We start from the raw sequence: 4,625 nt of genomic DNA on the forward strand, positions 1-4,625 counted from the left end.
CACTCGCACCCGCCGATCTGGATGGCGTGCGGCAACCCCGGCTCGTTCGCCAAGGCCGGCTCGCTGGGCATCGGCGCGATCGCGTTCAACTTCGAGCCGATCTTCAACCTGAAGGGCCGCATCGAGGCCTACAAGGAAGCCGCGGAGAACCCGGTCGAGATCCTGGGCGACTACCAGAACAACAACGTCATGATGACGAACGCGGTCATCTGTCTGAACGACCGCAAGCGCGCCCGCGAGATCGCCATCTCCAAGGGCCGCGGCTACCTGGTGACGATGGTGAACCTCTACCACGACACCATGCCGAAGTCGGCCGACGCCGTGACCTGGCCCGAGCCGCCGTTCGACCTCTCGCAGGGCGGCGACGAGTTCCTGGACTTCGTGATCGAGTCCGGCCTGATGCTGGTGGGCACGCCGGAGGAGGTCTGCGAGCAGATCGAGGCGTACCAGGCGGTCGGCACCGACCAGCTCGTCTTCGGCATCAACGACGGCATGTCGCACGAGGAGAACCTCGAGATGATCGAGCTCTTCGGCGAGAAGGTCATCCCCGAGTTCGACAAGACCTCGGAGCACTCGACCTCGGTCTACCGCCGCAACGCGCAGGGCCCGAAGTACCCGCCGTTCAACGGCCCGGTCAACCCGGACCTGGTGCACACGGTTCTGCCGGAGAACGCCATCCTGGGTCTCGACGGAAAGTGACCCCGGGGATCACCCGCTAGGCGCATCGAAGGGCCCGGCCACTCGGCCGGGCCCTTCTGCATCGGCGGCGCGTGCCCCAGGCTGTGAGGGTGCCGTACGACATCCTGTACGGGGGTGCGCACGGTGCGTACGCGTCTGGACGTTTGAAGAAGCAGGGGAACGTATGGCCACGGTCACGGAGGGACTCGACGGAGTCCGGCGCGAGCTGGACAGACTCGAGCGCAAAGTCGTGCGGCTCTTCGAGCCCGGGCTGGCGCCCGAGGCGGTGCGGGCCAAGCTCGACGGCGCCCCCGAGGAACTGGTCGCGTGGTTCGGCTGGGCGGACGGCACGCGGGCCGAGGAGGACCAGACGGTGGACGACGCGTCGTTCATCCCGGGGTACGTGCTCGTCAGCCTGGACGAGGCGATGGAGTTCCGCGACGAGGTCGAGGTGGAGTCCGACGGCGACGAGGAGTGGCTGCCGCTGCTGGTGTCGCCCGCCGGCGACTTCTACGCGGTGGCCTGGACCGCCGACGAGGGCATCGTGCAGGTCTGGAGCTACGTCGACGGCGCCCCGGTGCAGACCGACTACCCCGACATGGAGCGCATGCTCCGGACCTTTGTGGAGAGCTTCCGGACGGGGGCGTTCGAGGTCGACGAGGAGGGCTTCCTCGACATGCACCCGGAGCTCGCGGACCGCGTCTACGAGGCCGTCACCCGGGCCTGACGGGCCAGGGCCCGGGTCGGCCGGGCCCGGTCGTCCCGGGGAATCCCAGGCAGGAACCGTTCTTGTGCTACGATCTAATTGCCTTCGGCGTGCTCAAGCGTAGGATCCATGACTGAGCCCGAAGGACCAGACTTCCGACGAGCCCCGGCCCCGCGGCCGGGGCTCGTCATTTTTTCCACGCGGACGCGGACACGCGGCCCGGCCCCGCACCCGACGGCCGCGTCGGCCCCTACTCCCCGGCGTCCGGCGCCTCGACCCGCGGCTCCCGCACCTCGACGGTGTCGTCGACGCCGAGGACCCCGGGCGACACGACCGACGCGTACATCCCCACGTTGTGGCCGGTCTTGGCGTGCACGGTACGCAGCAACCCCCGGTCGGCCGCCAGCTCCGCGTCCGGCAGCGGATGGCTGATCATCACGCAGCGCGGGCACTCGCCCTCGATGCGCAGCACCGCCGTGCCGATGTGCAGGTCGCGCCCGGTCCACGCCCGCTCGGGGAAGTCCCCCTCGATCTCGTCCGGCACCGATATGAACACGTTGGGTCGGAACCGGCGGACGTCCACGTCACTGCCGGGCGACAGCTTGCGCAGCGACTCCAGCGAGCGATCGGTGAGCACGTGCAGCGGGAACGCGTCGTGGTGTGTGCCCGGCATCGTCTGGTTGGTCCACAGCGCGTCCGGGAAGAGGTTCAGGTCCGGCACCTCGGCGCCCGAGTCGACGCCGAACAACTCCTCCAGGAAGCGCACCCAGTCGCCGTCCTCGGGCGGGAGGCGCCGGTAGTACGCCTCGTCGGAGGCCGGCCGCCGCGAGCGCAGGGCGGCGGGGCGGCCCAGCACCCTGCCCAGCTCGTGGTGCACGTCGGCGTCCGTGGAACGGACGACCCGGCCGTCCGGCAGAGTGATCTCGACGGGCGGCACCGGGTCGGCGGCGCTCACCGGCCGCAGGTAGCGCGGGCGCAGGCCGAGCAGGACGGGGTTGCGGCGGGCGTCCGCGATGAAGTCGCCTTTCTCGTCGCGGACCGCCCACACGCGGTCGCCGCGCACGCCGTCGGGGTCCAGCCGGGCCAGTTCGAGTGGTTCGCCGATCATGCTCTTGACCGGGTAGCGCCACAGCGCGGAGACGCGGAGCGCGTTCGGGCTTCCGGCCGTTCCGGGGCTCTGCTGGGACACGGTCCACTCCCTTCCCGGCACGTCGGCCAAGACCGCGGTGCCCGGGTCGTCGTCGTGGGTGGGAGCGGCCGTACGCCATCCCGTGCCTCCCCCAACCGGTAAGAGTAGCCCGGGAGTTGGGCGGTACGGGAGGCGCCGGGAACGTCAGGCGAAGCCCTTCGCGATGTGCTCCAGCCACCACGCCGGGGCGGCGTTCATGAGCGTGTTGAAGTCCCAATAGTCGTGCCAGCGCACGAGTTTGCCGTCGGGGCCGACCTCGTGGACCGAGACGAACGGCAGCAGGACGCTCTCGCCGGACTCCCAGAACCACTTCTCCGCATGCTCGGTGACGACGATGTCGCCGTCGGCCACGATGTGCTTGAGGTGGTGCTCGTAGCCGGACAGCATCTCCAGGCCGAGTCGCAGGCGGGCCGCTATCTGCTCGGGGCCGTACGCCCCGGCGCCCGGCGCCGGCACGTCCGTGTAGTGCCCGTCGGCGGCGAAGTACGCGCCGACCTTGTCGAAGTCCCGCTCGTACAGGTCCTGCCAGAACTGCTCGATGAGCCGCTTGTTGTCGACTGCGCCGGTCATGCGGTGGCCTCTCGGAACACGGTGCTCGGTGGGCTTTGCCGGGGTACAGGTGTGCGCCGGAGCGCACGACGACGCACGCGCAAGCGGACGGACCGGAGCCTAGGCACATCCTCGAACGGAAAACATCCTCGATCGAAAGTCGTAGGCGATCAGAACGCGGCGGTGAATGAACCGGTTCCGAACGGCACGGTGATCGGGTGGGTTAGCGTGTGCCGGTGCACATACCCTCCTCCCGGCAATTCCGGGTCGTCGTCGGCGCCTGCGCCCTGGCTCTGCTCACCGGATGTTCCCTGGTCGGAGGGTCCGACGGAGGGTCGGACGACGACGTCGCACCGGTCGCCTCCGCGGGCGCCACGAGCCCCGGCGCACCCCAGGCTCCCGGCTCGCCGGCCGCCCCGACCGGGTCGGGTGCGCCCGCCGGGGGAACGCCCGGCACGGTGACCCTCGCGTTCGGCGGGGACGTGCACTTCACCGGCCGGACGGTGGCACGGCTCGGCGAAGGCGCGGACACGCTCGGTCCGGTCGCCAAGACCCTCGAACAGGCCGACATCGCGATGGTCAACTTCGAGTCGGCGATCACCGAGCGCGGGGCGGCGGAGGCCAAGACGTACACGTTCCGGGCGCCGAAGAGCGCGCTGGACGACCTCAAGGCGACCGGCGTGGACGTGGTCAGCATGGCCAACAACCACGCGGTGGACTTCGGGCAGCCCGGGCTGACCGACACCCTGGCGGCGGCCGAGAAAGGCGCGTTGCCCGTCGTCGGCTTCGGCAAGACCGCCGAGGACGCGTACCGGCCGTGGACGACCGAGGTCAACGGCGTCCGGGTCGCGGTCGTGGCCGCGAGCCAGGTGAACGACCTGACCAGCCAGCGGTACGCGGCGGGTGCGACCAAGCCCGGGATCGCGACGGCGCTCACGTCCGCCCGCCTGGTCAAGGCGGTGCGCGACGCCAAGGCGCAGGCCGACGTCGTGGTGGTCTACATGCACTGGGGCATCGAGGGCGACAAGTGCCCGTCGGCCACGCAGAAGGACCTGGCGAAGGGCCTCGCGGAGGCCGGCGCGACCGCGGTGGTCGGCACCCACGCGCACGTGATGCAGGGCGCGGGCATGCTCGGTGACACCTATGTCGGCTACGGCTTCGGCAACTTCCTCTGGTATGGCACCTCGCCCTACCCGAACTCCAACGACACCGGCGTGACCACGCTGACCGTCACGGGCGGCAAGGTGGTCAAGGAGGCGTTCACCCCGGCGCTCATCGACTCGCGCGGCGTGCCCGTCCCGCAGAAGGCCGCCGAGGCCAAGCGCATCACCGACCGGCGCGCGTCCCTGCGCCCGTGCACGGGGCTCGCGGCAGCGCCCAAGTAGCCCGGCGGCCCGGCGGGCACACTCGTCGGGCATGGACACCGGGCGGCACCTGCCGGGCAACACCGGCAAGCGGACACGGATCGTGCGAGGGGCGGGTGTACGACGTGTCGTCGTACAC

The 4,625-nt window shown here is 70.5% G+C and carries 5 protein-coding genes; 3 read left to right on the forward strand and 2 right to left on the reverse strand.

Annotated elements, in window-relative coordinates; translation table 11 throughout:
* Window positions 1–699 (forward strand): LLM class flavin-dependent oxidoreductase (locus AB0C36_RS42500; RefSeq protein ID WP_358364999.1); only part of this gene is annotated, 699 nt, incomplete at its 5' end.
* A 163-nt stretch (window positions 700–862) separates the two neighbouring features.
* Complete coding sequence (locus AB0C36_RS42505; protein ID WP_358365001.1) at window positions 863–1,405, forward strand: SMI1/KNR4 family protein; 543 nt, start codon at window positions 863–865, stop codon at window positions 1,403–1,405.
* A gap of 229 nt (window positions 1,406–1,634) precedes the next feature.
* Here the strand turns inward: AB0C36_RS42505 and AB0C36_RS42510 are convergent, their stop codons facing one another.
* Both AB0C36_RS42510 and AB0C36_RS42515 read right to left on the reverse strand, forming a co-directional pair.
* On the reverse strand, window positions 1,635–2,573 hold the full coding sequence (locus AB0C36_RS42510; RefSeq protein ID WP_358365003.1) for an MOSC domain-containing protein: 939 nt from the start codon (window positions 2,571–2,573) through the stop codon (window positions 1,635–1,637).
* Window positions 2,574–2,717: 144 nt separating this feature from the next.
* Window positions 2,718–3,143, reverse strand: coding sequence for a nuclear transport factor 2 family protein (locus AB0C36_RS42515; protein WP_358365006.1), 426 nt, complete (start codon window positions 3,141–3,143; stop codon window positions 2,718–2,720).
* 215 nt (window positions 3,144–3,358) lie between these two features.
* Here AB0C36_RS42515 and AB0C36_RS42520 point away from each other — a divergent pair, with 215 nt between their 5' ends.
* On the forward strand, window positions 3,359–4,507 hold the full coding sequence (locus tag AB0C36_RS42520) for a CapA family protein (RefSeq protein ID WP_358365008.1): 1,149 nt from the start codon (window positions 3,359–3,361) through the stop codon (window positions 4,505–4,507).
* Window positions 4,508–4,625 lie beyond the last annotated feature (118 nt).

It is taken from the genome of Streptodolium elevatio (genome assembly GCF_040649515.1).
Classification (GTDB): Bacteria; Actinomycetota; Actinomycetes; order Streptomycetales; family Streptomycetaceae; genus Yinghuangia; species Yinghuangia elevatio.